We start from the raw sequence: 4,670 nt of genomic DNA on the forward strand, positions 1-4,670 counted from the left end.
TCGGCGGGCGCGGCCAAGGAGATCAAGGGCCTGATCGACGAATCGGTCGGCAAGGTCGCCGAAGGCTCGCAGCTGGTCAACCAGGCCGGCGCGACCATGGGCGAGATCGTCGCCTCGGTGCAGCGCGTGACCGACATCATGGCCGAGATTTCCGCGGCTTCGCAGGAACAGTCGGCCGGCATCGAGCAGGTCAACCAGACCGTCGTGCAGATGGATGAGACCACCCAGCAGAACGCCGCGCTGGTGGAAGAAGCCACCGCCGCTGCCCGCGCCATGGAAGAACAGGCCGGTCACCTGACCGACGCTGTCGCACTGTTCAAGCTGGACAGCCACGGGCACGCGGCACCGGCCACCGTGGTCCATGCACCGGCCGCGCCACGAGCCGTCCCAGCGGCCAAGCCGCGCAGCGTCGTTGCCGCACCGCGACGGGTCAGCCCCCGCGAACCGGCCCTGGCCAACGACACCGAGTGGCAGGAGTTCTGATCGCGCCTGCCACGTGATCACGCGCCCTTCGACACCCCGCTCCGGCGGGGTGTCGTCGTTTCGGCAGGGCCGTCGCGCACCGCCGCGCTGCAAATTGCCCCTACATAAATGTGAACTACTGCCGATAAACGGACAGAGCCCCGGCATCTACGCCTGCCGGCACCCGCCCAACCCAGCAGATTCCATGTCCGAAGGCAGCCTCGACGCACACGACCGCCCCCATGGCATCCACGACGATGCCACGGATGACAGGTACCTGGTCCGCAACCCCCGCCAGATCCGGCAGTTGCTGCAGGCGCTGATCGACCAGCGTTCGTTGATCAACGCCCATCTCGGCGGCCGTGACCAGTCCTTCCCCACGGCCGTCCTGGAGCTGGACGAAGACGACGACTGGCTGCTGCTCGACGGCAGCCCGTCCGAGCCCTCCAATCGCGCCGCCGAGGACGCCGCCCACCTGCTCTGCTTCGCCCAGCTGGACCGGGTGATGGTCCGCTTTCGCCTGGACGGGCTGGAGCGCGTGCGCAACGAAGGCCATGTTGCCTTCCGCGTGCCGTTCCCGCAGGAACTGGTGCATCTGCAACGCCGCGAACTGTACCGGCTGGAAACGCCGATCACCGATTCCCCGCACCTGCAGTTCCCGGTCAACGAAGATCGCAGCGAAGCGCTCCAGCTGCGCGTGGTCGACATCAGCGGCGGTGGCCTGGCCGTCACGGTGCCGGTGGACTGCAACGTGTTCTCCCTGCAGAAACGCTACGCCGCCCGGCTCGACCTCCCCGACGGCAGCCCGCTGCACGTCTCGCTGATCGTCTGCAACCAGTTGGCGCTCAGACTGCCCAACGGGGCGGAGATGAAGCGGATCGGCATGCGCTTCGACGACCTCCCGCGCGGCGGCGACAGCGCGATCCAGCGCTACATCTTCCGTATCGACCGGCAGCGGAGTGCGCGGAAGAACGGGGAGAGTTGATCGCTGCTTCAACGGCATGGCGTCGCCGCATCCCTGCGGCTCATGGTCCCGACTGAAGGCAGGGTTTGGGTGGGTGGAAGCTAAAGTCGCCCCCGGGCAGGCCGATATCCAGCGTGACCCCCGGTTTTTCGACCGCTACGCCCGACCCAGGACCCCTCGATGAACGACAAGAACAGCAACGCCGCCAGCGACGGCGGCGAGTACCTCAGCTTCACCCTCGGCGCCGAGCACTACGGCGTGGACATCCTCAAAGTCCAGGAAATCCGCGGCTACGACTCCGTCACCCGCGTGCCCGATGCCCCGGATTACATCAAAGGCGTCATCAACCTGCGCGGCACCATCGTCCCCGTCATCGACCTGCGCCTCAAACTGCGCCTGGAAAATGCCACCTACGATGCCTTCACCGTGATGATCGTCCTCAACGTCGAAGACCGCGTCGTCGGCATCGTCGTGGACAGTGTCTCCGACGTCATCCCGCTCGCCGCCGACCAGATCCGCCCGACCCCCGAATTCGGCGCCGCCGTCGATACCCGCTTCATCTCCGGCATCGGCACCCAGGACGACCGCATGCTGATCCTGCTGGATATCGAAACCCTGCTCGACAGCGCCGACATGGGCCAGGCAGCGGTCATCGACGACGTCGCCGCCTGAGACATCCGTCACAGAAAAGCGGCAGTCACGCCGCTGCCGCCGTCTGCAACGGCCACCGTCGAAAAAATTGCTTCAGTTCCCCCCTGACCGGCCGATAGCTGGTTTCAGAACCCGGCTGCACTGGATCGCCCATGGCCGGGCCACCTTGCCCATATCCCCGGAGAATTTTCCCGATGAAGTCCCTGCTTGCCCTGTTCTCGGTCGCCGTGATCGCCTCTTCCGCCTCCACTGCATTCGCCCAGTCCGGTGAAATGATTCCGCCGGAACTGGCACCGCGCTCGGTCGGCAAGGACGGCATGGTCTGCGGCAAGGTCGAAAAGGCCCGCTACGCCGAAGGCTCCGAAGGCCAGCCGACCTTCCTGTACATGGGCGGCGCCTTCCCGCGCCACACCTTCTCGGCCCGCATCGCCGGCGCCAACCGCGACAAGTTCAGCTTCCCGCTGGAATCGCTGGAAGGCAAGACCGTCTGCGTGATCGGCAAGATCGCCCGCGATGCCTCGCGTGCTGAAATCGAAGTCAGCTCGCCGGCCGGCCTGAAGCTGGCCAACATCAAGTAACTGCCCGTTCGCCCTGCCGCGCCGGCCCTGGCCGGCGTGGTCGCTGCAACCGGCCCCGACGGCCGGACGCGTTTGCCACTGGAGACCGCACCTGCCATGCCGTGGATCAACAACCTCAAACTGATGCCCAAGTTGATGCTGACTTTCGGCGTCCTCCTGCTGGTGATGCTGCTGCAGGGCATCGTGGCCTATCGTGGCCTGCACTCACTCAACAACGTCACCACCGAACTGGCCGGCCCCCGGATGGACAGCATCCGCACCGCCGGTGAGCTGCGTGGCATGGTCGGCGAGTACCGCAACTCCGCCTACCAGGGCCTCATCCGCGCCAGCGATGACGTCAAGGCCGAAGCCAAGGCCCGCGCCGCGGAGCTTCGCACCCAGATCGACGCCTCGATCAAGAAATACCCCGCGCTGATCGACAATCCCCAGCAGAAGAAGCTGTTTGACACCTTCGCCAAGGATTGGACCGATTCGCTGGCGTCCTACGACGCCGTTACCGAAATGCTCGAGCTGGACCTGCCCGACGATGCCGTGGACACCTTCGTCGGCGAAACCCGCGCCAAGCATCGCAAGGCCTCGGCGGCGCTCGAAGCGCTGATTGCTGAAGACAACCGTCTCGCACGCGCCTCCCGCGAGGAAGCCGAATCCACCTACGCCGCCTCCGCCACGCTGACCGTCATCACCCTGCTGGGCGGCGCCGCCCTGGGCCTGGTGCTGGTGTATCTGTTTGCCCGTTCGCTGGTGGGCAGCATGCGCGGCGCGGTCTCGGTCGCCAACGATGTCGCCAGCGGCAAGCTGGACGGCCATATCGACGTCAGCCGCAAGGATGAAGTGGGCGATCTGCTGCAGGCCATGCAGCGCATGCAGCGCGATCTGCGCGAGCGCACCGAAACCGACCAGGCCATCGCCCGCGAGAACCTGCGCATCCGTACCGCGCTGGATTACAGCTCCACCGGCGTCTACCTGACCGATGCCCACCACACCATCGTCTACAGCAACCGCGCCCTGCAGCAGACCCTGAGCCAGTACGAAGCCGACATCCGCAAGGACCTGCCGGACTTCGACGCCGCCGCCTCGCTGATCGGCAAGTCGGCCGCCGCGCTGGAACATGGCAGCGAAATCGATCCCAAGACCTTGGCCCAACTGCAGCAGCATGGCGTCAGCCGCCGCCCGATGCAGTTCGGCCAGGCCCAGTTCGCCCAGGTGATCTCCTCCATCGCCAACGAGCAGGGCGAGACCGTCGGCCACGTCATCGAATGGCGCGACCGTACCCCTGAAGCCCTGGTGGAAGCCGAAGTTGCCCGCGTGATCGCCCAGGCAGCGGCCGGCGACCTCTCCGGCCGCATCGACAGCGTCGGCAAGGAAGGCTTCTTCCTGCAGCTGGCCCAGCAGCTCAACGGTCTGCTGGATGCCAACTCGGCCAGCATCGAACAGGTCTCCAACCTGCTCGCCTCGCTCTCGCAGGGCGACCTGACGGTGCGCATGCACGGCGACTTCCAGGGCGTGTTCGCCCGGATGCGCGACGATGCCAACGCCACCGCCGAACAGCTCAGCGGCATCGTCACCCGGATCAAGCACTCCAGCCAGCAGATCAACTCGGCCGCCAGCGAGATCGCCACCGGCAACAGCGACCTGTCGCGCCGCACCGAGCAGCAGGCCGCCAATCTGGAAGAAACCGCCGCATCGATGGAGGAGCTGACCTCTACCGTGCGCCAGAACGCCGAGCACGCCCGCCAGGCCAACCAGCTCGCCATCGGCGCACACAGCGTCGCCTCCCAGGGCGGTGATGTGGTCGGCCAGGTGGTGACCACCATGAGTGCGATCCAGACCTCGTCCAAGAAGATCGCCGAGATCATCTCGGTCATCGATGGCATCGCCTTCCAGACCAACATCCTGGCGCTGAATGCCGCGGTGGAAGCGGCACGTGCCGGCGAGCAGGGGCGTGGCTTTGCGGTCGTCGCCTCCGAGGTGCGCACCCTGGCCCAGCGCTCGGCCGGCGCGGCCAAGGAGATCAA

Annotated in this window: 5 protein-coding genes; all 5 read left to right on the top strand. The window is 66.4% G+C overall.

The features are described 5' to 3' along the window. A partial coding sequence (locus HMPREF3113_RS12010; RefSeq protein ID WP_254665285.1) for a methyl-accepting chemotaxis protein occupies nucleotides 1-483 on the top strand: 483 nt, incomplete at its 5' end. Nucleotides 484-667: 184 nt separating this feature from the next. Continuing rightward, nucleotides 668-1,447, top strand: coding sequence for a flagellar brake protein (locus HMPREF3113_RS12015; protein WP_070472823.1), 780 nt, complete (start codon nucleotides 668-670; stop codon nucleotides 1,445-1,447). 159 nt (nucleotides 1,448-1,606) lie between these two features. Beyond that, complete coding sequence (locus tag HMPREF3113_RS12020; RefSeq protein WP_019182921.1) at nucleotides 1,607-2,098, top strand: chemotaxis protein CheW; 492 nt, start codon at nucleotides 1,607-1,609, stop codon at nucleotides 2,096-2,098. Between the two features lie 173 nt (nucleotides 2,099-2,271). Beyond that, nucleotides 2,272-2,655, top strand: coding sequence for a hypothetical protein (locus tag HMPREF3113_RS12025; RefSeq protein ID WP_019182922.1), 384 nt, complete (start codon nucleotides 2,272-2,274; stop codon nucleotides 2,653-2,655). 96 nt (nucleotides 2,656-2,751) lie between these two features. Further along, nucleotides 2,752-4,670, top strand: a 1,919-nt coding sequence (locus HMPREF3113_RS12030) for a methyl-accepting chemotaxis protein (protein ID WP_254665286.1), incomplete at its 3' end; no start/stop codon positions are given.

This window comes from Stenotrophomonas sp. HMSC10F06 (assembly GCF_001807865.1).
Taxonomy (GTDB): domain Bacteria; phylum Pseudomonadota; class Gammaproteobacteria; order Xanthomonadales; family Xanthomonadaceae; genus Stenotrophomonas; species Stenotrophomonas bentonitica_A.

What these genes read in the sequence shown, in the direction of transcription:
- HMPREF3113_RS12025 (WP_019182922.1), top strand. Translation starts at nt 2,272, where the DNA reads ATGAAGTCCCTGCTTGCCCTGTTCTCGGTCGCCGTGATCGCCTCTTCC.
- HMPREF3113_RS12020 (WP_019182921.1), top strand. Translation starts at nt 1,607, where the DNA reads ATGAACGACAAGAACAGCAACGCCGCCAGCGACGGCGGCGAGTACCTC.
- HMPREF3113_RS12015 (WP_070472823.1), top strand. Translation starts at nt 668, where the DNA reads ATGTCCGAAGGCAGCCTCGACGCACACGACCGCCCCCATGGCATCCAC.